Raw genomic sequence first — 22334 nt, forward strand, 5'->3', positions numbered from 1 at the left:
AGAAACCGGGTTTTTGTGCTAAGTTGTCGATTGTCGCTCAATGGTCTGCGAATTAACCCGGTTTCTAACTGCTACTGAAGATGCTCTAAAGTTTGTCCTTAATTTGGCTAAATATCCAATCGGGGATGGCATGTTCCGTATGGTAAACCCCATCGTATTGTTGTTCCAGTTGTTGCCAATCAATCGAGCGATCGCATAGTACCTCCCGTTTGAACAGTTCTACCGCTTGACCCGACAACCCTTTCTCCACACACTTTTTCATCGCCAACCGACTTTCGCCAATCTCGCCAATACATTCAAACGGCGTTTGATTTTCTAACCCCAGCATTTGCCTAAAAATCGGCAACAAGTCCCCATCGTCAAATAAATTCTCGCCAAATACGGCATCCACTGCTTCCGACTCGCAAAAAGCCATTAATCCCAGCCAAACATAGGCACACTTAGGACATTTTTTGCACCAAGGCTTTTTGATGTTGCAGGAATGAACTTTTGGCAGCACTTCCGGATATTTAGCGAAATGTTTGAAAATCCGAAAATCGTAAATCGACTGTAAAATCCCAAAGTAAGTAAAATCGGCAACCAGAGAGGTTTGAATAAATTTATTCAGCAGGGTTTCCGCTTCATACCCTTTCCCCCATTGATGATTCACTTCTAGACCTAATTTATCCCAAAATAAATTCCCCGTATTGGCACTTTTTTCGTGAGCTAATGCCAAATACCGATATCCGCCATGCAGGATGAGCGGTAGGGCCTCAAAAACCGACACCGGCGTTTCTGGAACTGTAATTCCGGAATTGTCTGGAAAATAGAGTTTCAAAAACGGATCTTCCACAAAGTCATCGTAAACCGAGATTTTATGTTGGCAGATGGGATTAACGCATTCTAATACCCCGGAAATTAACTGATGTTGGAAATCGGATTTGCCATAAACGCTATGAGAGTATTGCATGGAGGCGTAAGGAATGTTTGCCTCTTGCAATAGTTTGAGAGCGACAATACTATCTTTGCCACCTCCACAACCCGCCAGTACAGTGCGATTCTCCCCCGCAATTGCAATGGGATTGCTTTCGGGTAAAAAGGTTCCTGGAGAGATAATTTCTGGCCCCAGATAATCGGTGACATGATTCTCATACCAATGTTGGGCGAACACTCCTTGATAGATTTTGGCAAACAGTTCTACCACTGGTTTTGCCAACCCCTCAGCAATAACCGAGACATCGTAATACTTCGGAAAGAGAGAACAGAGTTTCATGCCTTCAAACAAGGCAATATGGGCTGCTATTTTCGCGATCGCCCCCTGGGAATATCTCTCTTGCAGCATGGAGAACGAGAGGTCTTCATAATAGATTTTTGTGGCAAATTTAAAGTCGTCTGCACTATAGATAATTTCGAGATGATGTTCGTGAATTCTTAAGTCACAGATTTTAATGGTTTCTACCTTCTTCATTCTTTTCCTATCCCTGGAGAACAATTTGCCTAGTTAACCGTTTTTTTGCCAGCAATCTTCTCGGAGTTTTCCCCCAAATTGCCATGCATTGTCACAATAAAAACATGGGTGTCTCCGTCAGCAAAACCCGAGGGGTTGCCCCTCGAAAATCCCCCTGTTGCCCTAAATTTTTGCTTGGCTAGAATGGGGAAAAGGAAACCCATGTATTTTATTTTTCACTAAGCTAACCGAGGGATTGTATTTTGTCAAGAAAAATTTTCTTTGTTTGGTTCCTAGGCGATCGCCCCAAAGGGTCTAATCCGCAATGTGGTTGTCAAACCGATAAAAACCCAAAGCAAAAGGGGTGACAGCATCCCTGTCACCCCTTTTGCTTTAATGCGGATGGCGAGACTCGAACTCGCAAGGCTAGGCCACACGCCCCTCAAGCGTGCGCGTATACCAATTCCGCCACATCCGCAGGCAATAGACTATTTTAACCTATCTGAAATTAGTTTACCATACTTTTCCCGGTTTGGATCGAGTTTGGCAAAAAATTTTTTCAACCCTCCTGCAGACTCAATATTTTAAGGAGTTAGAGATCGAGATTTTCCCCCCGTGATACCTCCGACATGATAGGATGATGAGTCGGACATCTCAATGCCACTGAAAGCGGAACCCCTCGGGGATTCGGCGCTCATAAAAATAGTGATTTTACGAGTTTAAGCAACAGCAGGCCCTATGCAATTCTCCAAAATTCTGATTGCCAATCGAGGCGAAATCGCCCTTCGGATTCTCCGTACCTGCGAGGAGATGGGGATTGCCACTGTTGCGGTTCACTCGACCATAGACCGCCACGCCCTGCACGTGCAACTGGCGGATGAAGTAGTGTGCATCGGCGAGGCCCCGAGTGCCAAAAGCTATCTCAACATTCCGAATATTATTTCAGCGGCCCTGACCCTGAATGCCACCGCCATTCACCCCGGGTATGGATTTCTGGCGGAAAATGCGCGGTTTGCGGAAATCTGCGCCGACCATCAAATCAGCTTTATCGGGCCGACCCCAGAAGCGATTCGGGCGATGGGGGATAAATCCACGGCGAAGGAGACCATGCAACGGGCGGGAGTTCCCACAGTTCCGGGCAGTCACGGATTAATTACCCACGAAAGCGAAGCGCGGGCGATCGCCAACAAAATCGGCTATCCGGTCATCATCAAAGCCACTGCAGGGGGAGGGGGACGCGGAATGCGCCTAGTTCGCAGCGAAAGCGAACTACCCAAACTGTTCGCCGCCGCCCAGGGAGAAGCGGAAGCCGCATTTGGCAATCCCGGGGTTTATTTGGAAAAATTTATCGAACGCCCGCGCCACATCGAGTTCCAAATTATGGCCGATAATTACGGCAATGTCATCCACCTCGGGGAACGGGAATGCTCGATTCAGCGCCGCCACCAAAAACTGCTCGAAGAAGCCCCCAGTCCTGCCCTGACGCCGAAATTGCGCCAAAAAATGGGTCAGGCGGCGGTGAAAGCCGCGCGATCGATTAACTACGCCGGGGCGGGTACGGTGGAATTCCTCCTCGATCGCGACGGGAATTTTTATTTCATGGAAATGAACACCCGGATTCAAGTGGAACACCCGGTGACGGAAATGGTTACTGGCTTGGATCTGATCGCCGAACAGCTTCGCGTCGCTCAGGGGGAAAAACTCAGCCTCACCCAAGGGCAAGTGCAACTGCGCGGTCACGCGATCGAATGTCGGATCAATGCGGAAGACCCCGATCGCAATTTTCGCCCCGGTCCGGGACGGATTACCGCCTTCTTGCCCCCGGGCGGTCCTGGGGTGCGGATGGATTCCCACGTGTACACCGACTACGAAATTCCCCCCTATTACGACTCTTTAATCGGCAAGCTAATCGTTTGGGGAAGCGATCGCGCCGCCGCAATCAAGCGCATGAAACGGGCACTGCGCGAATGTGCCATCACCGGCGTACCCACCACCATTGGCTTCCATCAAAAAATCCTCGAAACTCCCCACTTCGTCAAGGGTGACGTTTACACCAACTTCGTGGAACAGTTAATGGCCAAATCGGAATAAATCCGCCGTTAAACCGGGGAAATTGACCGGGCCATGTTTCCCCTGTAGGCGGTGTTAGTGCATCATCATGGTCAACAATCCTTGCTGACCCAGGAGGATTTCGCGCACCAAACTGACAATGCCCACCCAGATAATCGGGGTAATGTCTACGCCGCCGATGGGGGGGACGATGTGGCGGGTGGGTGCCAAAAACGGTTCCGTGGGAACGGCGACCAGATTCCAGGGAAATTTAGTCAGTTCCACTTGGGGATACCAGGTCAGGATGATGCGGAAGATAAACAATAACGTCATCACGACTAAGACCGGTCCGAGGATCCAAGCGGCGATCGCTACAGGTGTCATAATGAGCAAAACTTAACGTTTTGTTACGAACGGCAGTTTCTATTTTATTTCAATCTCCCGCCGCCCATCGCCCCAGGTGGATTTTTCTCCCCCAACTCCCTGAAATGGGCGATCGCGCCCCTGTCCGCTTCCTACCTTAAATCCGCTTTCCCCCAGCCCACTGCGCTTTTCCCCAGCCTCGGATTCATTTTGCCGCGAAAACACTAGACTTCTCAACCAGGTAAAGGTTTAATAAAATTAAGATAATGTAAATTCTGTTATAAGGAACCAGCAGCTATGACGCCATCTCTCGCCAACTTTTTTTGGAGCCTGTTTTGGGGCGCTATCATCGTGGTCATCCCCATCACCGGTGCCTTGATCTTCATCAGCCAGAAAGATAAAGTGCGTCGTTCTTAACCGAGACGAAACAACCGGAAGCCTCAGCTAAAGCGACGGGGTGCCCCACATGGGGGTCGCCCGAGGCCTTTAGCTGAGGTTTTCTCGTTAGCGGAAAATTTTATGAAAAAGCAAGACTTGGAAACTGTGCCATTGGGGCCGACGGGTGGCGAAATCGCTCAATCCCCTAAGCGACCCCAGACCGACCAACTCCACCCACAACCACATTGGTTCGGGTGTCGAGGGGTTTTCACCCTCGGGGTCGGGAAACCCCGGAATTGAGGCACACAGGGTGTCTGCGGGTTGAGTTAAGAAAGCTCCTTGTCAGCTTGAGGTGGATACTCGCTAACATAGTACAGGAAAAGGAGAGAGGCGATGGTTAATTTTAGTCTCAATTTAGCGAGTATAGTGGGAATCGCGATCGCGATCGGCGGAGCGATGCTGTATGCGATCAGGTCTTGGCGTCCCGAATTGTCCCGGGATACGGATCTGTTTTTTGCAGCAGTCGGGTTGCTCTGCGGCGGAATTCTATTTTTCTATGGATGGCGGTTCGACCCCATTATGCAATTCGGCCAGATTCTCCTGGGAGGATCGGCAATCTATTTTGCGTTTGATAATATTCGGTTGCGCGGCGTAACCACGGCCCAGGCCAAACGGCAGTCGGCTAAAATTGTGGATGAAGAACGCCCGGTGAGCAACGTGTATCGCGTGGATGCGGAACTCGATGAAATCGAACCCTATGACGAAAGCGCACTCAGACGCCGCATCACCGGACGGCAAGATCCGCGATCGGGACGCAATCCTTATTATGGCGATGAAGCGCCAACCCCAAGACGTCCCCCTTCTCGCCGCAGTAGTCCCTCGAGAAGCAGCAGTACCCGGGTGCGCCGTCCGCGATCGCCGGAACGCCCCTCGCGCAGCAGTCAATATGATGAATGGGACGCATCGGTGGATACTGAGGAAAGACCCCCGCGTCGCAGTTCCTCTCGCACCGTTCGCCGACCGCCCAGCGGATCGAGAGCTTCCAGCAGACCGCGACCGCCAGAAGAACAGCCTCGCCGTCGGCCCCGTCCGGAAGAAGAAGAAGAACCTACCCCGACGGATTATGTGGATTATCAACCCCTCGATTCCTCGAATCATAATGATAATGATGAGGAAGAACAAGATAATAGCGGCCATTTCGACGATACTTATTAAAGCGGGATGCAACCCGAGGGCCTCGCAATTGACGCGATCGCCCTTAGGTCCGGCTTCCCCCCTCGCCGAACAAGGGTCTGTGTAGGGGCGAGTTCTTGTAGAGACGCGATGCAAACCGCGTCTCTCCTTTATTCCCCCCGCCATCAGCATCGAGAGGGCAGTTGCCACTCAAAAAAAATTTCTGATTTATGATTGACAAATTTACGGTTTTATGGTATGGCGCTCCACAGCGGACAAGCAAGCAACCCTACGCCGAACCGATTCCCTCCCTTGAGGTTCATTCGCCAGTGGATGGCCCTGGGCTTTGGCTTAACTCTGGGCAGCATCTTGGTGGCTTGTACCCCCACCACGGTTCCCCTCGGCCCGGCTTCGATTAACAGTCGCTACACCGACGAACAGCCGGCGTTGAGTGCAAATGGTCGCTTTCTGGCATTTGTGTCCAATCGCAATGGCAGCCGCAATATTTGGCTGTACGATATGCAGCAGCGACAGTTTGTGGAGTTACCCCGCTTGAATCGCACCGAGGCGATCGCCGAAAGTCCCAGCGTCAGCAATACCGCCCGCTATATCGTCTACCTCAGTGCCAACCAAGGGCGACCCGCTTTGGCGATCTACGATCGCATCACGCGCGGTTCCCAGGTTCTTTACCAAGCTTATCAAGGCTGGTTGCGAAATCCCCAAATTAGCCCCGACGGTCGTTATGTGGTCTTTGAAAGTGGCAATCGCGGTCAGTGGGATATTGAAGTCCTCGACCGAGGACCAAATATCGAATTAGACCGCCTCGATGGCGTCCCGGGTACCCCTTCTTTTTTGGCTCCTTAAAATCTTCGATAAGTTTGCTTTTCTTGCTCTTTTCTGCTCGATAATACCGTGAAGCGATCGCGATTTATTCCGATAATTTCTCTGGTGAGTCTGCTCTGTGGCTGCACCAACTATCCCCGCTTGATGAATTTTCCTTTCGATCCCGGAGGTCGCAGTTTAAACAGTCCCGCAGATGAATTAACCCCTCATATTGCCGGACGCTATGTGGTGTTTGTCTCCGATCGCCAAGGGCGTCAGGACGTGTATTTGTTTGATGGCAAAAATCGCCGCTTGGTGGATATTCCCGGCTTAAATCGATTGGATGCGATCGCCTCACATCCCGCTATCTCCCAAGACGGACGCTATATCGTCTTTACCGGCACTCAAAACGGTGAAACCGATATCTACCTTTACAACCGCGAAACCCGCCAACTGCGAAACCTCACCGATAACCTGCAAGCGCAAGTCCGCAACCCGACTATTAGCGCCGATGGCACTACCGTCGCCTTTGAATCGAGCGCCAACGGTCAGTGGGATATCCTGGTGTATGACACCAACGGTAAACCCCTCCAGGTTCCCACCAGCCCCCGATAATCTCCTCTCCGGAACAATGATAGGCTGGGTTGACCCACCGCATTAGTCCCCGTAGGTTCCCTTGGCTTGCTGAGGTGGTCTTTCAATCTCTCACCTCTCCTGCTGTGCCCGATCGCGATTCGATTCGCACAAAAAGCGCCATTTCCACGGCTTCCGGAGTCAGGTGGAAGTGCAAAACTCGCGATCGCACCCCCAAGGGTTCCAATCTTGCCAGATTAAACTCCCTCGCCAGTGCAGTTAAGCCTCTCACTAGCTGCCAAGGGGCAGGTTTATCGTTAATCCGTACCGCTGGATCGACCAACTGCAACTGTCGCCCTTCTACCACCTTCACCCCGGTTTCTACCGTCAGGGTTAGGCGATCGGAATACCCCCGTTCCGCAATTTGCGTCTGGAATCTCACCCGGCGATCGCCGAGCAATTCCACTTGCGGATCGACTAAGCGATAGCGATAGGCGAGTTGTTGCAGGAGGAGGGAATCAAACAACTCTAATGCCAGACTTTGCAAGTCATTGTACACCTGGGGCGATCGCAAAGCACGATTGATATCTGCCTCGGTGAGAATCGCCCGCACCCCCGCCTGTAGCGGTTCCTGCAACGCCGCCTGCGGTTCCTCTCTGGCGAGCTCCAAGCCACCGGGATTCACCGCAATCCGATCGGTTTCCACTTCCAGGGTATCCAGCCGCACCTCGGGCATCAGATATAAGCCTCTCCCCGCAATTCGCAGGCGATCGACTTCCCCGCGCACCAGTTGATAGCTGGGAGTGTTATCGATGCGGACTTGCAACTGTTCCGCCTCATACAGGCGATCGCGCAGATTATTTTCCGCCACCGTATCTAAAGCGACTCCCCCAGGCGAAATCAAGGTTAGCAGACTGGAAAGAAAATACGTGAGAAATTCCATTTATCATTTGTCCTTTGTCATTTGTCATTTGTCCTTTGTCATTTGTCATTTGTCCTTTGTCCTTTGTCCTTTGTCATTTGTCATTTGTCCTTTGTGGCATACCAATGACCAGTGACCAGTGACCAATGACCAATGACCAATGACCAGTGACCAGTGACCAATGACCAATGACCAGTGACCAATGACCAATGACTATTGTATAGCCCGCCCCGAGAAGGGTGCGGGCCGGTTTGGATGGGGAGGGGTTATTTGTTAGTAACCCATTCTATCCACTGTTTTAAGGTAGAAGGAACTTCATCGATCGCCAGATTTTGGGATTTTTTCGTGGCGCGGTCTACCAGTTCCACTTTACCTTCTTTCAGCGATCGCCCGGGGACAATTCGATAGGGAATGCCAATCAAATCGGCATCTTTAAACTTCACTCCGGCGCGTTCTTCTCGGTCATCCAACAGGGTTTCGATGCCCATTTCATTGAGCTGACGGTAAAGATTTTCCGCCACTTCCACTTGTTGTTTGTCCGACATTTTGGGAATAGTGATAATGGCGTGATAGGGAGCGATCGCCACGGGCCAAATGATGCCATCTTTATCGTAAGATTGCTCCACCGCCGCTTGAGCTAAGCGAGACACGCCGATTCCATAACATCCCATGACAAGGGGTAATTCTTCTCCTTGTTCGTTGGTGTAAGTCGCGCCCATCGCGCGAGAATATTTGGTACCGAGTTGGAAAATATGGCCGACTTCGATACCTCGAGCGGTTTGCAGGCGTTGAGTCGGGTCGTGAACCGCGCGATCGCCCGCTTGAGCTTTTTGCAGATCCACCACGCGATCGCTGAGTTTAAAGTGTTCGCCCCAATTCGCACCCACCACGTGATAGCCAATTTCATTCGCCCCAGTGACGAAATTTTTTAACTCCACCACCGTGCGATCGGCCAATCGCAAAAACTCCGGTTGCAAATTTTCTGCCGATGCAATATAATCGTCGAGCAAATCCGGACCGATATACCCCAAAGGTAGGGGCTGTTTGGTTAATTTTTGCTGCATTTCTGCCGAAGGAACATCGAGGGAAATCACCGCTGTGGCATCGAAAGCGGTGGCTAATCCGGTCAGTTCGTTTTGCAGCTTCACCTGATTGACATCGCGATCGCCGCGAATGCTCACCAGCACCAGCACCACTTTACCAGTATCGTAAACCGCACGATAAAGCAGGTTTTTCACCACTTGAGTCGGCGAACAGTGCAAGTATTGGCAGAGATTTTCGATGGTTTCCGTATTCGGCGTTTCCCGTTTTTCGTATTCCGAAAATGCCGAAGGTTCTGCATCCGGCGGTAACGAAACGGCTTTTTCTACATTCGCTGCATATTGGCCATCTTCAGTGTAAAGCACTTCATCTTCACCCGCTTCCGCCAATATCATAAATTCCTGAGATGCTGCACCGCCGATCGCCCCGGAATCTGCCTCTACCGCTCTAAATTCTAACCCACAACGCCGCAGCATATTGCGATAGGCGCGGTCCATCTCGTCATAGGTTTTTTGCAAGCTTTCCTCGTGGGGATGGAAGGAGTAACCATCCTTCATAATAAATTCTCGTCCGCGCATGAGTCCAAAGCGCGGGCGAATTTCATCGCGGAATTTGGTTTGAATTTGGTACAGATGCAAAGGCAATTGACGGTAAGAGCGGATCGTCTCCCGCGAGAGAGTGGTAATCACCTCTTCATGGGTCGGTCCGAGACCCATCTGTCGCTGTTGGCGATCGCTGAGGGCAAACATAATCCCTTCCGCTTTCGTGTAGGTATCCCAGCGCCCGGACTCTTGCCATAACTCCGAGGGTTGCAATTGTGGCAACATGCACTCTTGGGCACCCGTGGCGTCCATTTCCTCGCGCACGATTTGCGAGACTTTCTTGAGCACCCGCCACATCAATGGCAAGTAGGCATAAACCCCGCTGGCGATACGACGGATGTAACCGGCGCGCAGTAACAGCTTATGACTGGGTATCTCCGCTTCCGCCGGATCTTCTCGCAGGGTGACAAACAGCATTTGTGACAGTCGCATCGCTTTTTCCTTATTTACAGACAGGGTGACAATTATCTCAAAATTTAGTGTACGCGATCGCGCTCGGTTAACTACCACATTACGCCACTCCTTTCCCTTTCCCGACCCTCTCCCCCAACTCTCCCACTAATCACTGTCATTTCCGCCCCCATCCGCCGTCTGGGTTACTCTTCTTCCTCCCAGTCCCTTTCCTCCCCTTCCGCAGACTGCGGCGCTGCTTTGCTCTGCCTTTCTCATCTCCTAGACAAGGGGGTGTTTTTCTCCCTCGCTTCCCGGCGCTTTACTTATAAATACCGGTGTTCTTTATCGGCTAAAATTAGGGGAATTATCAATAGTTCTCTATCGTTCGATGGGAGGATTGACTGCCCGCATAGATTTGCTATCATCGCGGTTAGCTATCAGCTTGGCATCCAACTGCAAGCCCCGTTTAATGGCAAATTGGCTTGGGTTAAATTGAGGCGCGTCTCTGCACCATAGGGGTTTAAATCGGCGATCGCCTCCCTTTGCTTCCCAAAGATATTTACTGCCCATTCCGTTAACTCTTGCCAATGCAATTTGCGCCCTCGGAATTATTGATGAGAAAAAATTCGCTCTCTGACCACTTCTCCCACCACTTTCGGCTGACCCGCTAGCAAGTGTAAATCTTCACAAGAAAGGCTAAAGCCCGGTTGTTCTAACTTTAACTCAGAAAACGGGCTTTCTGGCGGCACCTGCAATGTAGCATCTACCAAACCGAGGTTCGATTTAAACTTACCGGGAAATAACAGTAATTCGGATTCTAACAGACTGAAATTTGGGATCGAAAATGGCAGGGGTAGGCGGAAAGTATTGGGGTTGTAGTCGAGACTGCACAAGTGCCGATCGCCTTGCGAAACCCTCACGCGATCGCGAGTTCCCTTCTCCCAAGTAAATTCTGCCATTTCTTTCGGCAAACCCCAGATGCCGCGACCCCCCTCTACGGAATCCGGATTATCCACATAAATGTGAGAAATCCAACTGCCCACTTCTATGCCATAGCGAACGATTGCCCCCAACACGATTAACTCGTTGTACTGCAATATCGAGTCCCCTCCATATTCGGCGAGGTACACCCCACCTACGGTTTTACCCGGCCAAATTTCCACAATGTCCAGGGTAGCGGGTACGCGCGATCGCACCCGATGGGTATCGATGAGATGGAGGGTTTGTACGGCATGTCCGCTCAGGTTCCAAGGTGGAGGTGGATAGGTCATAGTTTTGCTACATTATCCGTGCTAAATTGACTTTAATGCTTCATTGTCGCGCGCGATCGCTCCCCAATTCCTCTACCCAAAGATAGAAACCGCTCGATTTTTAACAAAATTTAGCAATTTTTTCCGGAGTGCAAGCCTCTCGGTGCCGAAGGAATTCCCACGCTTTCCCGTGCCAATGACGCGCCAGCTTAGCCGGAGTGGGAAACCCGAGGTCAAGGGAATCTGTCTGTTCCCTCAAACCTTTTTGGTGTCATTTTTTCCGCTCTTAATTGTTGTCTCGTATCACCGGTAACGAACGGTTTCCCCAGAGTTTGTCATAATAAACTATCTTTGTGGGCAAAAATCATTGATGGAATAAGGAGGAATAACGATGAGAGAATCTATCCGAGGAGAGATGACTTGGAAACCCGATGGAGTAATGGGGCGAACCTTGTATTTGCGGCTCTCCCCCCACGATCGCTGGCGCTCTTACAAAGAATTTCCCCAGTATGTCATTCCCGACTCCCCAGGCAATTCCCAAGGATATAAGACCTTCGTCTCTTTACTGAGACAGCAATGGAAAGTTGTGTAAGATGCTGTCCGGAAAAAGAGCTGTAAAACAATGAGTTAGGGTAGGCAGACTATAGCGGTGTGGCGCATTCGGAACCCCCAGACAATTGCAGCAGCGTTTTCCCCAAAACCTGTAAACCCGTCACCATAAAAACCGAAAATCGAGCGTGAGGAACTAACGATGACAGAGGCACAAACAGGTCAAATGACATGGAAACCCAATGGCAAAACCACAGATGCTTTGCATCTGCGTCGTGAAAGCGATGCCGAGTGGCGATCGTACAGAGAATTCCCGGAATATATCAAGCCCGATCCGCCCGGATTTTCTCCCGGTTATGCCACCTTTCTGGCATTATTAAAAGAAGAATGGGAACTGATTTGAAGCGTTTCGCCGACACTGTATCGGGCAGATTTTTTGAGAACCAACCAGACATATATAACCAAACCGGATTTGGTAAGGTACCAAATCCGGTTTAGAGTCGGATACTATGGGAGAAAGCCCGCCGAGAGAGAGCGAGCTTTCCTCTGTTTCGCCTCTGAGATGAGGGTCGATTCAGGGAGTGGCGAGCGACACAGGCATCAAAGGGCGCGATCGCTCACCTGCAATTTATCCAGACTACTTGGTTTCCGAGAACTCAGCGTCGATCACATCTTCATCGGAACCGCCGCCACCGGAAGATTGCTCCTCACCTGCGCCTGGGGCACCTGCGCCCGGGGCAGCACCTGCGCCGGCTTCAGCACCACCAGATTCTTGGTAGATATTGCTGCCGATCGTGTACAGGGTTTGTTGCAGATCGCTCATCACGGTCTTCATGCGATCCAAATCGTCCTGATTAATCGCCTCGCGCAGGTCAGAAATCAAGCCTTCCACCTTCGTCTTCTCATCAGCCGGCACCTTATCGCCCAGCTCAGACATTTGCTTCTCAGCTTGGTAAGCCAAGGAATCCGCTTGGTTCTTCACATCGATTTTCTCGCGGCGTTCCTTATCTTGCTCTGCATTGGCTTGCGCGTCCTTCACCATGCGATCGACTTCATCGCTCGGAAGCGTAGAAGCACCAGTGATACTGATCGACTGTTCTTTACCCGTACCCTTATCCTTCGCGTGGACATTCAGGATACCATTTGCATCAATATCGAAGGTTACTTCAATTTGCGGCACACCACGGGGTGCGGGAGGAATGCCATCGAGACGGAAAGTTCCCAAGCTCTTGTTATCGCTCGACATTTCCCGCTCACCTTGCAGAACGTGGATTTCCACATTCGTCTGACCATCCACAGCGGTAGAGAACACTTCCGATTTCTTCGTCGGAATCGTGGTGTTGCGCGGGATAATCTTGGTCATTACGCCACCGAGGGTTTCCACACCCAGAGATAGGGGCGTAACGTCAAGCAGCAGGATATCCTTCACTTCACCCGCCAGCACACCGGCTTGAATTGCGGCACCAATGGCTACCACTTCATCCGGGTTCACGGTTTGGTTGGGGTCTTTACCCAGAACCCGCTTCACCAAATCTTTCACAGCGGGAATCCGGGTAGAACCACCCACCAGTACCACTTCATCGATCGCGCTCTTATCCAACTTCGCATCGCGCAGGGCGTTTTCCACCGGAATGCGGCTGCGATCGATCAAGTCAGCGGTCAGTTCTTCAAACTTCGCCCGAGTCAAGGTCAGATCCAGGTGCTTGGGACCTTCTTGAGTCGCGGTGATAAACGGCAGGTTAATTTCCGCTTGGGTGACGCTAGACAGCTCGATTTTGGCTTTTTCCGCCGCTTCGGTCAACCTTTGTAAGGCTTGCTTATCTTTGCGCAGGTCGATGCCTTCTGCTTTCTTGAATTCCTCGGCGAGGTAATCCACAATTTTCTTATCGAAGTCATCCCCACCCAAGTGGGTATCTCCAGAGGTGGCGAGCACTTCAAACACGCCGTCGCCCACTTCCAGGATAGACACGTCAAAGGTACCGCCACCTAAGTCAAATACCAAGATGGTTTCGTTGCTCTTCTTGTCTAATCCATATGCCAGAGAAGCGGCTGTCGGTTCGTTGATAATCCGCAGCACTTCGATGCCCGCAATTTTCCCGGCGTCTTTCGTGGCTTGACGTTGCGAGTCGTTGAAGTAAGCCGGAACGGTAATCACGGCTTGAGTGACTTTTTCACCCAGGTAGGTGCTGGCGTCATCCACCAGTTTCCGCAGCACTTGCGCGGAAATTTCTTCGGGGGCAAATTGCTTGCTGCGCGAGGGGCAGTCTAGCTTGACGTTGCCGTTAACGTTGAGGACTTTGTAGGAAACTTCGGTGGTTTCGTGAGTTACTTCGTCTTCCCGACGTCCGATGAACCGCTTCACGGAATAAAAGGTGTTGTCCGGGTTCATCACCGCTTGACGCTTGGCGATTTGTCCCACCAATTGGTCGCCATTTTTCGCGTAGGCGACTACGGAGGGAGTGGTGCGAAACCCTTCTGCATTGGCAATCACGGTGGGTTTACCCCCTTCCATAACTGCAACGCAAGAGTTTGTGGTTCCTAAGTCAATTCCAACTACTTTGCCCATAAGGTTGTTCTAGCTCCAATTTACTACAATGAAAGGTTTTCGGTTTGTTTTGGTCGGGTTATTTTGGGTTATCCCGCAACTGCATGAATGCAGTAGATCCAGCTTCAATATTTTTTACGGCTACCGATCTCTATAGTGTGGGCGGGCGGCTCTGTGATGAAGGAGTGTTTACCGAACATCCACAGGGACGGTTTGCCCAGAAATGACCGCGATTGGCTTATCAGTGGGGGGCACAGAGCACGGGAGGAAACCCCTACGCCGGCCATTTCGCCCCTCCCTGTGGTCTGCACTGAGCGACGTTCCCGCCTACATGCGTTCCGGACGATCGCGGTCTATGCCGGGGTGGCCCACAAATCTTCTGTTACTTCCAGATCCGGGGTGTTTTCCGGTTCCGGTGCGGGCGTCGGCTCCACTTTCGGGGTCGCATCCACCACCGGGGTCTCTCGAGACGGTGTGCTGTCTGCTCCCGCAACCTGGACTTTTACTACTTTGGGTTGTTGCGCTTCTAATTTGGGTAAGGTTAAGGTGAGAATGCCGTTTTTCAATTCGGCGGTGACGCGATCGCTCACCACCGGTTTGGGAAGCTCGACCACGCGATGGAATTTGCCGTAGCGCAGTTCGGATCGAACGTTGCATCGTTCTGCGCGCTCTGGGTTCGGATCCCGTTGTCCCGCGATCGCTACTCTGGTGCGGCTAACTTGCACGTCGAGTTCTTTCTTTTCTATTCCGGGGAGTTCTACGCGCAGGAGAAATTCCCCGGGGCGATCGCAAAATTCCATCGCCGGTCTCCACGCTCTGTCTCTGGGTTGTGCATAAGTGTGGGAAATTGGCTGGCGCGCCTGGGTTGAATCCTCCCACCGGCTTTCCATTTGACGCTGCCATTGTTCTATCTCACGTAAGGGGTCAAAAACTATCGCCGTTCTCATTGGGTTTCCTCCCTAAACTCTGTTGGGTTTTCAATCAGTGGGTCAAGTCAACCAAATGTGAAGTCTAACTGGAAATTTTGATGCTAAACCCTTCAATAACAAGCGGTTAGTTTTGTGTTTTTGATGGAGTGTTCTGTGGGGTTAGCCTAGTTTCGTTTTTCCGGTTTTGACTATTTATAATTTAGGCGATTTCTCCGGTTGACTGATGGTGGCAAACCGTAACTGGGTTGTTGTAGTTGCCGTCGCATGAGAAAACTGCCTGGTGTCGATCGAGCTGTTCGATCGCCTCAATTTAATGGTGGCAAACTTTGTCTGGAAAATTATGGTGGCAAACCGGAACTCGGGGGTTGTATTTGCCGCCGATTGGGAATTTTTGCCGCCCGGTGGGGCGTTTTTCTCATCTCATCAAATGTACGTTAATGCCGGGGCGTACATCCGACGGCAAACCGAAATGGAGGGGGTGTATTTGCCGTCAAACTCCCTGGGCGCGGCGGGGACAACAGAAAACCTCCGGGTGGCGGGAACCCGGAGGTTTGGCGGTGGAATTTTTCCCGGGGAGGAAAAGACGCGGGCATCAGATTGGCTGAACGTTCCCCGGTTTCTAAACGTTACCGAACCGAGGCGCTAGCCATGCGGGTTGCGAATCGGGGTTCCGCACGGATAGGTGGCGATCGGCGCGCTTCTCGTTTCCGAACTCGCCTCGGAGCGATCGCCGCTGTTAGCTTGGGCGAGTTGGTAGTCTAACTGTAATTTGGTCAGCATTTCCTGACGGCGATCGTAAAGCCGTTTCAGGGGACGCGCGGGGCACTGGTTCATTACATAAGCGGCGATAATCGGCAAGGCGATCGTGCTGTCGGTGTAGCACACGATGGTACTGGGCAGCTCGTGGGGATCCACTTTGCCCCAGCTCACCGCTTCGCTGGGGGTGGCACCGGATAACCCGCCAGTATCCGGGCGGGCGTCGGTAATTTGGATGAAGTAGTCATGTCCGCGTTCTTCTAAACCCAAGACTTCGTGAATGTGTGGCTGGGTTTGCAGGAGGAAGTTTTTCGGGGAGCCACCGCCGAGGATGATCGCCGCACTTTTGCCCGGAATGTCGGACGCGCTGTCGCGGGCCGCATAGGCGATCGCGGCGGTTTCGTTCACGTCAATCGAGGGGTCGATGACCAGTTTGGATTCTTCTAGGGCGATCGCGGCGACGTTCATCCCAATGGAACTATCCCCCGGAGAAGAGGTATAGAGCGGCACCCCACATTCATAGGCGGTGGCGAGCAAGCAGGAATGTTCCGCCCCGCGCTGTTGCTCGATTTCCCAGATGTATTTTCCGAGCAGATGGTGAAACTCGGCGGTGCCCATCCGCTTTTGAAAGGCATCGGAAAGCAAAATTTGGCGGATGAAGGCGTCGGTTTCGAGCAAGACGTCGTAATCGAAAATGATGTCGTAAATTCGCACCTGCCCCTCTTCGCGCAGCTTCACATCATCGAGAAAGGGGTTGGCGGCGTATAGGTTGAGTCCGAGTCCGTAATGAATATCGTGGTAGAGATTGGCACCGGTGCTGATGATGTAGTCGATAAAGCCTTCGCGCATCATCGGCGCGATCGCGGACATGCCTAACCCCGTGGGGGTCATCGCACCGGTGAGGCTCAGCCCCACGGTGACTTCTGGGCGCATGACTTTTTGGCTGAGCAAATGACAGATTTCTCGCAACCGCGCTGAGTTGTAGGCGGTGAAGTATCCATCAATCAAATCCACAACGCTCACCTGAGCCGAAATGGGGGTTGGGTGGATCTTGTGACCGATCGGTTGAGACATTTTGACACTCCGAAACGTTTAAATATAGGCAAAAGATGCCTTTGAGGAAATCTCCTCAAGGGCACATGCAATCTGCAATTGCGAAATTTAGAGGCGGCTGTGGGGAGTGTCTCGGGCGATCTCTGCCGCGATCGCCCATCGCAAAGACTACCCCTCTAGGAGTTCAACCCTTCTGTCGCTTCACAAGTTCAGCGCAGTTGCCTCCTCAATAGGGGTTTGTCTGTGAAACCAAGTCAGTGCCATTTCTCAGGCGAGTTACCTTGAATTCATCCAGACCCCACAGCCAGACATCCAGCTTTTGTAGCAACGCCGATGGATGGCGTTTTATTTTCAAAATTTCTTTAGGGTTTGCGAGCGATCGACCCAGGCAGACGTCCTGAATCAAGACCTTGGGCGTTTTGAGCGCAAGATTCCATCCGAAACCCACTCGCCCGCCTCCACGAACAGGTCGATCGGCTCGTACTCGGCGCTTCGCATCGATCCGTCCAGGATGAAAGCGCCGGATCCCAATGCCGTTTCCGTTTCAATTGCATATCCAGATACCACAGTCCACGCCAAGGGTATCCGGTTCCCGCAAGCAGTTCCAACGTTTTGGATGCTACCTCTCAGGCGAAACTCTATTCTGTTAGTAAATTTTAACATAGGAATTGCGGCAGGAGGCTTTCGATCTAGGAAATTTTACCCGTTTTGGCGGCAGCAGGCCGCAATTGGCAAGGGATTGGATGATTTTTGGCCGATTTTGCCGCAGTTACACCATGCATTAAGGGAAAATTGGATGGTGGGTGGGCAATAGCTGGATTCTGCTTGGCTAGAGGCTTTTGCTCCTTGTGGTCGGGAGGCGGAGCGGCCAAATCGCAAAACTCCCGCAAAAAGTCTAGACGGGGGGGAGGCTGACGCGCTATAGTTAAAGTTCGTGAGTTTCTACGGAAAGCCGATATGCACGCCAGCGAAATTATCCGTTCGATTGAAGCGGAGCAACTCAAATCCGATCTGCCTACCCTCTATGTAGGGGACACCGTAAGAGTCGGGGTCAGAATTAGAGAAGGAGGCAAAGAAAGAACCCAGCCCTACGAAGGCACCGTGATTGCCATGCGAAATGGCGGGATTAACGCCACGATTACCGTGCGCCGGATTTTCCAAGGCGTCGGCGTGGAACGGGTCTTTCTGCTGCACTCGCCTCGGATCGAGAGCATCAAAGTGATTCGACGCGGGAAAGCACGGCGCGCCAAACTGTACTATCTGCGCGATCGCGTCGGTAAGGCAACCCGCCTCAAACAACGGTTTGACCGTCCGCTTTAAATTTAATTTGAAAAAAAAGCATCCTGGGGGTTGACACCAAGCCAAGGGAAGCCTTACAATACTAAAGGGTGAGTCGCAAAAGCGCGTGATTCAGCCCGTGCGCTCTTAGTTCAGTTGGTAGAACGCAGGTCTCCAAAACCTGATGTCGGGGGTTCAAGTCCTCCAGGGCGCGCTGAACCATCTTCCCAAAACATCTACCCGAAAGTATTGATGCTGTGAATTCAGCGCTCGATCGAGTAACTTTCGGGTAGAATTATTGTCTGGGTGGTTCAAACAGTATTGATAAAGCAAGATACAAGTTAAGCTGGGCGGCGAGTGACGCCAAAAGATGTAGATTGGCGGATAGAACGGCGCTACAGTTAGCTGTTGTCAAAAAAGAACTGCCTAATGTTGAGAACAGTTAGGGGAGTAAAGAGCGATTGTGGCCAAAAAAAACGAAGCAGAAATGAAGCAAACGGATAGCGGTTTCAGTCCCGCCAAGTTTTTACAGGAAACAAAAGAAGAACTGGCTAAGGTCGTTTGGCCTTCTCGGCAGCAGCTAATTAGTGAATCGCTAGCCGTACTTTCGATGGTGACTCTCTTTGCCGGCTTAATTTACTTGGTCGATAAATTTTTTGGTTGGGCAGCTACACAGGTGTTCGGATGACTTTTGCATCGGACGACGCAAGAGAGAAATCTCAACCGTCAGACTCAGAAGATTCAGGAGAATCAAAACCGGCGAAACCTCGCTGGTATGCGGTTCAGGTGGCTTCCGGCTGTGAAAAGCGGGTGAAAGCGACCTTAGAACAGCGGATTCAAACCCTGGATGTTGCTGACCGGATTTTGCAAATCGAAATTCCCCAGGCTTCTGCGGTGAAAATTCGCAAAGACGGCAGCAGGCATCAAACGGATGAAAAGATTTTCCCTGGATACGTGCTCATCCAAATGGCAATGGATGATGAGAGTTGGCAGGTTGTCAAAAATACCCCTCATGTGATTAACTTTGTGGGGTCAGAACAAAAACGCCGTTATGGACGAGGACGCGGACACGTCAAACCTCTGCCGTTGAGTTATTCGGAAGTCGAACGGATATTCAGGCAGCGGGAAGAAGCGGAGCCAGTGGTGAAAACCCACTTGGCACCGGGAGAAAAAATTGAGGTGACATCCGGCCCGTTCAAAGATTTTGACGGCGAAGTGATTGAAGTCAGCCCAGAGCGCAGTAAACTCAAGGCGCTTTTGTCTATTTTCGGACGAGATACGCCAGTAGAACTGGAATTCAATCAAGTTCGCAAACTCAGTTGAAGCAGCTAACACAATAAATGGCAAAAAAAGTAGTTGCGGTGATCAAGTTGGCGATTAATGCGGGCAAAGCCAACCCAGCACCCCCGATCGGACCGGCACTCGGTCAGCATGGCGTGAACATTATGATGTTCTGTAAAGAATATAACGCCAAAACCGCTGACCAAGCTGGTTTAGTGATTCCGGTAGAAATTTCCGTCTATGAAGACCGAAGTTTTACCTTCATTCTCAAAACCCCTCCCGCCTCGGTGTTGATTAAAAAAGCCGCAGGAATTGACAAAGGTTCGGGCGAACCGAACCGCAATCAGGTGGGGCAAATTACCCGCGCTCAACTTCAGGAAATCGCTGAAACCAAAATGCCGGATCTCAATGCCAACGACATTGAGGCGGCAATGCGAATTGTGGAAGGAACGGCCCGCAATATGGGCGTGAAGATCGCAGACTAGGCGATCGCCTATTGCACTTGAGTTGAGATTCGATCGCTTCGCAATGGAAAAACATCTGCGATCGCAAATCTCATCCACTTGACCCATTCAAGGGGCAGAGGATATGCCTCGCTAACGACCCCAGGAGAAACCAATGCCAAAAAAAATCTCCCGTAGATTACAAGAACTGAGAAAAAAGGTCGAAGAGCGACCCTACGAACCACTAGAGGCGATTAAACTTCTCAAAGAAACCGCCACAGCTAAATTTCCCGAATCCGCCGAAGCCCACATTCGGTTGGGGATCGATCCCAAGTACACCGACCAACAGCTTCGGACCACGGTGGTTCTGCCGAAAGGCACCGGCCAGGAAGTGCGGGTGGCTGTTATCGCACGAGGCGAAAAAGTGACGGAAGCCACCAGCGGCGGTGCCGATGTGGTAGGATCGGAAGACCTGATTAACGAAATCCAACAAGGCCGGATGGATTTCGATAAGCTGATTGCAACGCCGGATATGATGCCGCAGGTGGCAAAACTCGGGAAGTTGCTCGGACCACGGGGTCTGATGCCTTCTCCCAAAGGCGGCACCGTTACATTTGACCTCGCCCAAGCGATTAACGAGTTCAAAGCCGGTAAACTGGAATTCCGTGCCGATCGCACCGGAATCGTTCATATCCTCTTCGGTAAGGTATCCTTTTCCGAACAGGATTTGATGACTAACCTCAAGGCGTTGCAAGAAACGATCGATCGCAACCGTCCTTCCGGCGCGAAAGGCCGCTACTGGCGCAGCGTTTTTGTGTCGTCCACAATGGGACCTTCGATTCAAGTCGATGTCAATCAGCTACGCGACTTTAAGATGACCGAGGCGGCCTAAAATCCAAATGGTCAATTCGGGATCTGGCGCGATCGTAGAGAATCTACCCACTCGTCAATCCCATTTCCCTTCGCCTAATTAAATAGCACAGTAGCCGTAGAGAGCAGGTGCCAACCCGATTGGCTTAATTTCCCTGCCGAGGTTCCGCATGAATTCCCCACTGTAAAGCCCCCGCGATCGCCTGCGATCGCCTGGGGCACGGTGGGTGCGCGACCCCGGCTGCATGGCCGGGGTTTTTGATTGGCAAGGGACTCGAACTCGGTCAATCCAAGGGAAATTTTGACAACTGGCGATCCTCAGGTAGAATAAGAGATTGTCTGCCAACAATCAGCAATCTACAATCTACAATCGCACCCCAGTTTCCATCCCCAGCCGTAAAGGAGGTGAAAGCCTATGGGCAGAACGTTAGAAGACAAAAAAGCGATCGTCGAGGAACTCAAACACAAATTGAGTGACACCGACATGACAATCGTCATCGACTACAAAGGGGTCTCCGTTGCCGAGATTTCCGAATTGCGAAATCGTCTGCGCGAATCGGGAGCCATTTGTAAAGTCACCAAAAATACCCTCATGCGACGGGCTGTTGAGGAAGACGAGCAGTGGAAACCCATCCAAGAATTCCTCAAGGACTCTTCTGCATTTCTGTTCGTCAAAGACGATCTCAGCGGTGCCATCAAGGCATACCAAGCCTTCCAAAAAGCCACCAAAAAAACCCAACTTCGCGGTGGCGTTATGGAAGGGCGGGTGCTGAGCGAAGATGAAGTCAAGGCGATCGGTGAATTGCCCTCCAAGGAAGAACTCATCGCTCAAATTGCCGGTACCATCCAGGCGGTGACCTCCAAAGTTGCCGTGGGTATCAACGAAGTTCCCACTTCGATTGCCCGGGGTCTCAACGCTTACGCCGAAAAAGAAGGCAGCCCGCAAGAAGAAGAGCAAGCTGCCTAGATATTCACCCGATCGCGTCGCGATTCGTTCGCAATCCGTAACGAATCGTCAACCCATTTCACGTTTGATTGCTTACTAACCTTAAAATAATAGGAGTCAATCCATGTCTGCTGCAACTGACGAAATTCTCGAAAAGTTAAAATCTCTGACCCTGCTGGAAGCTTCCGAACTGGTCAAGCAAATCGAAGAAACCTTCGACGTGAGTGCTGCTGCGCCGGCAGGTGGCATGATGATGATGCCTCCTGGTGCGGCTGGGGCTGCGGCGGCAGAAGAAGAAGAAGAGAAAACCGAATTTGACGTCATTCTCGAAGAAGTTCCCGGCGACAAGAAGATTGCTATCCTCAAAGTGGTTCGGACTTTGACCGGATTGGGCCTCAAAGAAGCCAAAGAAATGGTGGAATCTGCACCCAAGCCCATCAAAGAAGCGGTTGCCAAAGATGCGGCAGAAGATGCCAAGAAGCAGCTTGAAGATGCAGGCGCTAAAGTGAGCGTCAAGTAAGCTTTATAGCTTATAAAGCGTTGCTACTTTTGTAGCAGTAGGGTGGGCATTGCCCACCCTACAAATCGTCTGTATGCCTAGGGGGTGGTGGGCAGCACACGAAAAAAAGACGAAAGTTTGGTAGCCCCGTAACTTTAGTTCGGGGCGGAAAAACGAACGCTTGTTTCAACAA

27 protein-coding genes, 2 tRNA genes and 1 other annotated feature are annotated in these 22334 nt (G+C 51.4%); of the genes, 16 read left to right on the plus strand and 13 right to left on the minus strand.

The genetic code is table 11. The features are described from left to right. Window positions 1–85 precede the first annotated feature (85 nt). The gene (locus tag AC0QH1_RS24300) at window positions 86–1447 is read right to left on the minus strand and encodes a MurL C-terminal domain-containing protein (RefSeq protein ID WP_324633980.1); all 1362 of its coding nucleotides are present in this window, start codon (window positions 1445–1447) and stop codon (window positions 86–88) included. A 376-nt stretch (window positions 1448–1823) separates the two neighbouring features. After that, window positions 1824–1904 (minus strand) — tRNA-Leu (locus AC0QH1_RS24305). 260 nt (window positions 1905–2164) lie between these two features. On the opposite strand from AC0QH1_RS24305, the gene accC reads away from it, so the two are divergent. Continuing rightward, window positions 2165–3517 (plus strand): acetyl-CoA carboxylase biotin carboxylase subunit, encoded by a 1353-nt coding sequence (gene accC, locus AC0QH1_RS24310; protein ID WP_324633981.1) that lies wholly within the window; start codon window positions 2165–2167, stop codon window positions 3515–3517. Window positions 3518–3571: 54 nt separating this feature from the next. Here accC and AC0QH1_RS24315 read toward each other — a convergent pair whose 3' ends face one another. Together AC0QH1_RS24315 and AC0QH1_RS24320 are read right to left on the minus strand one after the other, a co-directional pair. Then, entirely contained in the window at window positions 3572–3859 is a 288-nt protein-coding gene (locus AC0QH1_RS24315) for a YggT family protein (protein WP_324633983.1), read from the minus strand. Window positions 3860–3898: 39 nt separating this feature from the next. After that, entirely contained in the window at window positions 3899–4063 is a 165-nt protein-coding gene (locus AC0QH1_RS24320; RefSeq protein WP_324633984.1) for a hypothetical protein, read from the minus strand. A 72-nt stretch (window positions 4064–4135) separates the two neighbouring features. Here AC0QH1_RS24320 and psbX point away from each other — a divergent pair, with 72 nt between their 5' ends. From psbX to AC0QH1_RS24340, 4 genes are all read left to right on the plus strand, one after another. After that, entirely contained in the window at window positions 4136–4255 is a 120-nt protein-coding gene (gene psbX, locus AC0QH1_RS24325) for a photosystem II reaction center X protein (RefSeq protein WP_324633985.1), read from the plus strand. 354 nt (window positions 4256–4609) lie between these two features. Continuing rightward, window positions 4610–5431 carry a Ycf66 family protein gene (locus AC0QH1_RS24330; RefSeq protein ID WP_324633986.1) on the plus strand — a complete coding sequence of 274 codons (822 nt, stop codon included), beginning with the start codon at window positions 4610–4612 and terminating at the stop codon, window positions 5429–5431. 192 nt (window positions 5432–5623) lie between these two features. Then, complete coding sequence (locus AC0QH1_RS24335; RefSeq protein ID WP_324633987.1) at window positions 5624–6253, plus strand: TolB family protein; 630 nt, start codon at window positions 5624–5626, stop codon at window positions 6251–6253. A gap of 48 nt (window positions 6254–6301) precedes the next feature. Continuing rightward, a complete protein-coding gene (locus AC0QH1_RS24340) occupies window positions 6302–6826 on the plus strand; it encodes a TolB family protein (RefSeq protein WP_324633988.1) in 525 nt (174 codons plus the stop codon). An 82-nt stretch (window positions 6827–6908) separates the two neighbouring features. Here AC0QH1_RS24340 and AC0QH1_RS24345 read toward each other — a convergent pair whose 3' ends face one another. The 4 genes from AC0QH1_RS24345 to AC0QH1_RS24360 all read right to left on the minus strand — a co-directional run bounded on the left by AC0QH1_RS24345 (window position 6909) and on the right by AC0QH1_RS24360 (window position 11013). Further along, entirely contained in the window at window positions 6909–7727 is an 819-nt protein-coding gene (locus tag AC0QH1_RS24345; RefSeq protein WP_324633989.1) for an LmeA family phospholipid-binding protein, read from the minus strand. Window positions 7728–7972: 245 nt separating this feature from the next. Next, window positions 7973–9781 (minus strand): proline--tRNA ligase, encoded by a 1809-nt coding sequence (gene proS, locus AC0QH1_RS24350; RefSeq protein WP_324633990.1) that lies wholly within the window; start codon window positions 9779–9781, stop codon window positions 7973–7975. A 398-nt stretch (window positions 9782–10179) separates the two neighbouring features. Beyond that, a complete protein-coding gene (locus AC0QH1_RS24355) occupies window positions 10180–10335 on the minus strand; it encodes a hypothetical protein (protein WP_324633991.1) in 156 nt (51 codons plus the stop codon). Window positions 10336–10350: 15 nt separating this feature from the next. Continuing rightward, on the minus strand, window positions 10351–11013 hold the full coding sequence (locus tag AC0QH1_RS24360; RefSeq protein ID WP_324633993.1) for an acetoacetate decarboxylase family protein: 663 nt from the start codon (window positions 11011–11013) through the stop codon (window positions 10351–10353). 370 nt (window positions 11014–11383) lie between these two features. Here AC0QH1_RS24360 and AC0QH1_RS24365 point away from each other — a divergent pair, with 370 nt between their 5' ends. Further along, window positions 11384–11584, plus strand: coding sequence for a hypothetical protein (locus tag AC0QH1_RS24365; RefSeq protein WP_324633994.1), 201 nt, complete (start codon window positions 11384–11386; stop codon window positions 11582–11584). A gap of 159 nt (window positions 11585–11743) precedes the next feature. After that, the gene (locus tag AC0QH1_RS24370) at window positions 11744–11944 is read left to right on the plus strand and encodes a hypothetical protein (protein WP_324633995.1); all 201 of its coding nucleotides are present in this window, start codon (window positions 11744–11746) and stop codon (window positions 11942–11944) included. A 234-nt stretch (window positions 11945–12178) separates the two neighbouring features. On the opposite strand, the gene dnaK is transcribed toward AC0QH1_RS24370, so the two are convergent. Then, the gene (dnaK, locus tag AC0QH1_RS24375) at window positions 12179–14107 is read right to left on the minus strand and encodes a molecular chaperone DnaK (RefSeq protein ID WP_324633996.1); all 1929 of its coding nucleotides are present in this window, start codon (window positions 14105–14107) and stop codon (window positions 12179–12181) included. Between the two features lie 332 nt (window positions 14108–14439). After that, window positions 14440–15033 carry an Hsp20/alpha crystallin family protein gene (locus AC0QH1_RS24380; protein ID WP_324633997.1) on the minus strand — a complete coding sequence of 198 codons (594 nt, stop codon included), beginning with the start codon at window positions 15031–15033 and terminating at the stop codon, window positions 14440–14442. Window positions 15034–15295: 262 nt separating this feature from the next. Between AC0QH1_RS24380 and AC0QH1_RS24385 the strand changes: the two genes are divergently transcribed. Beyond that, window positions 15296–15661, plus strand: a complete 366-nt coding sequence (locus AC0QH1_RS24385; RefSeq protein ID WP_324633999.1) for a hypothetical protein — start codon at window positions 15296–15298, stop codon at window positions 15659–15661. Here the strand turns inward: AC0QH1_RS24385 and AC0QH1_RS24390 are convergent. Together AC0QH1_RS24390 and AC0QH1_RS24395 are read right to left on the minus strand one after the other, a co-directional pair. Then, a complete protein-coding gene (locus tag AC0QH1_RS24390; RefSeq protein WP_324634001.1) occupies window positions 15658–16845 on the minus strand; it encodes a homospermidine biosynthesis protein in 1188 nt (395 codons plus the stop codon). The two genes, AC0QH1_RS24385 and AC0QH1_RS24390, sit on opposite strands and share 4 nt — an antisense overlap. A gap of 205 nt (window positions 16846–17050) precedes the next feature. Then, window positions 17051–17179 (minus strand): hypothetical protein, encoded by a 129-nt coding sequence (locus AC0QH1_RS24395; RefSeq protein WP_324634002.1) that lies wholly within the window; start codon window positions 17177–17179, stop codon window positions 17051–17053. Between the two features lie 602 nt (window positions 17180–17781). Between AC0QH1_RS24395 and rplS the strand changes: the two genes are divergently transcribed. From rplS to rplA, 6 genes are all read left to right on the plus strand, one after another. Further along, window positions 17782–18144: a 50S ribosomal protein L19 gene (rplS, locus tag AC0QH1_RS24400; RefSeq protein ID WP_324634003.1), complete on the plus strand. Its 363-nt coding sequence runs from the start codon at window positions 17782–17784 to the stop codon at window positions 18142–18144. Between the two features lie 99 nt (window positions 18145–18243). Continuing rightward, window positions 18244–18316 (plus strand) — tRNA-Trp (locus AC0QH1_RS24405). Between the two features lie 249 nt (window positions 18317–18565). Then, window positions 18566–18790, plus strand: a complete 225-nt coding sequence (secE, locus tag AC0QH1_RS24410) for a preprotein translocase subunit SecE (RefSeq protein ID WP_324634004.1) — start codon at window positions 18566–18568, stop codon at window positions 18788–18790. Then, window positions 18787–19425 (plus strand): transcription termination/antitermination protein NusG, encoded by a 639-nt coding sequence (gene nusG, locus AC0QH1_RS24415; protein WP_324634005.1) that lies wholly within the window; start codon window positions 18787–18789, stop codon window positions 19423–19425. The genes secE and nusG overlap by 4 nt, the downstream gene beginning before the upstream one ends. 17 nt (window positions 19426–19442) lie before the next feature. Beyond that, window positions 19443–19868, plus strand: coding sequence for a 50S ribosomal protein L11 (rplK, locus tag AC0QH1_RS24420; RefSeq protein WP_324634007.1), 426 nt, complete (start codon window positions 19443–19445; stop codon window positions 19866–19868). A 133-nt stretch (window positions 19869–20001) separates the two neighbouring features. Next, on the plus strand, window positions 20002–20718 hold the full coding sequence (gene rplA, locus AC0QH1_RS24425; RefSeq protein ID WP_324634008.1) for a 50S ribosomal protein L1: 717 nt from the start codon (window positions 20002–20004) through the stop codon (window positions 20716–20718). 76 nt (window positions 20719–20794) lie between these two features. Beyond that, window positions 20795–20966: a sequence feature (ribosomal protein L10 leader region), on the plus strand. Here rplA and AC0QH1_RS24430 read toward each other — a convergent pair. After that, the gene (locus tag AC0QH1_RS24430) at window positions 20797–20943 is read right to left on the minus strand and encodes a hypothetical protein (protein WP_324634009.1); all 147 of its coding nucleotides are present in this window, start codon (window positions 20941–20943) and stop codon (window positions 20797–20799) included. Its footprint overlaps the feature before it by 147 nt. A gap of 145 nt (window positions 20967–21111) precedes the next feature. Between AC0QH1_RS24430 and rplJ the strand changes: the two genes are divergently transcribed. After that, window positions 21112–21663 (plus strand): 50S ribosomal protein L10, encoded by a 552-nt coding sequence (gene rplJ, locus AC0QH1_RS24435; RefSeq protein WP_324634010.1) that lies wholly within the window; start codon window positions 21112–21114, stop codon window positions 21661–21663. Between the two features lie 103 nt (window positions 21664–21766). Continuing rightward, window positions 21767–22162, plus strand: coding sequence for a 50S ribosomal protein L7/L12 (gene rplL, locus AC0QH1_RS24440; RefSeq protein ID WP_324634011.1), 396 nt, complete (start codon window positions 21767–21769; stop codon window positions 22160–22162). Window positions 22163–22334: the final 172 nt, after the last annotated feature.

The sequence above is a fragment of the Phormidium sp. CCY1219 genome, assembly GCF_055795085.1.

Coding starts and splice junctions, on each gene's coding strand:
- AC0QH1_RS24300 (WP_324633980.1), bottom strand. CDS start 1,447: ATGAAGAAGGTAGAAACCATTAAAATCTGTGACTTAAGAATTCACGAA.
- accC (WP_324633981.1), top strand. CDS start 2,165: ATGCAATTCTCCAAAATTCTGATTGCCAATCGAGGCGAAATCGCCCTT.
- AC0QH1_RS24315 (WP_324633983.1), bottom strand. CDS start 3,859: ATGACACCTGTAGCGATCGCCGCTTGGATCCTCGGACCGGTCTTAGTC.
- psbX (WP_324633985.1), top strand. CDS start 4,136: ATGACGCCATCTCTCGCCAACTTTTTTTGGAGCCTGTTTTGGGGCGCT.
- AC0QH1_RS24330 (WP_324633986.1), top strand. CDS start 4,610: ATGGTTAATTTTAGTCTCAATTTAGCGAGTATAGTGGGAATCGCGATC.
- AC0QH1_RS24345 (WP_324633989.1), bottom strand. CDS start 7,727: ATGGAATTTCTCACGTATTTTCTTTCCAGTCTGCTAACCTTGATTTCG.
- proS (WP_324633990.1), bottom strand. CDS start 9,781: ATGCGACTGTCACAAATGCTGTTTGTCACCCTGCGAGAAGATCCGGCG.
- AC0QH1_RS24360 (WP_324633993.1), bottom strand. CDS start 11,013: ATGACCTATCCACCTCCACCTTGGAACCTGAGCGGACATGCCGTACAA.
- AC0QH1_RS24365 (WP_324633994.1), top strand. CDS start 11,384: ATGAGAGAATCTATCCGAGGAGAGATGACTTGGAAACCCGATGGAGTA.
- AC0QH1_RS24370 (WP_324633995.1), top strand. CDS start 11,744: ATGACAGAGGCACAAACAGGTCAAATGACATGGAAACCCAATGGCAAA.
- dnaK (WP_324633996.1), bottom strand. CDS start 14,107: ATGGGCAAAGTAGTTGGAATTGACTTAGGAACCACAAACTCTTGCGTT.
- AC0QH1_RS24380 (WP_324633997.1), bottom strand. CDS start 15,033: ATGAGAACGGCGATAGTTTTTGACCCCTTACGTGAGATAGAACAATGG.
- AC0QH1_RS24390 (WP_324634001.1), bottom strand. CDS start 16,845: ATGTCTCAACCGATCGGTCACAAGATCCACCCAACCCCCATTTCGGCT.
- rplS (WP_324634003.1), top strand. CDS start 17,782: ATGCACGCCAGCGAAATTATCCGTTCGATTGAAGCGGAGCAACTCAAA.
- nusG (WP_324634005.1), top strand. CDS start 18,787: ATGACTTTTGCATCGGACGACGCAAGAGAGAAATCTCAACCGTCAGAC.
- rplK (WP_324634007.1), top strand. CDS start 19,443: ATGGCAAAAAAAGTAGTTGCGGTGATCAAGTTGGCGATTAATGCGGGC.
- rplA (WP_324634008.1), top strand. CDS start 20,002: ATGCCAAAAAAAATCTCCCGTAGATTACAAGAACTGAGAAAAAAGGTC.
- AC0QH1_RS24430 (WP_324634009.1), bottom strand. CDS start 20,943: ATGCAGCCGGGGTCGCGCACCCACCGTGCCCCAGGCGATCGCAGGCGA.
- rplJ (WP_324634010.1), top strand. CDS start 21,112: ATGGGCAGAACGTTAGAAGACAAAAAAGCGATCGTCGAGGAACTCAAA.
- rplL (WP_324634011.1), top strand. CDS start 21,767: ATGTCTGCTGCAACTGACGAAATTCTCGAAAAGTTAAAATCTCTGACC.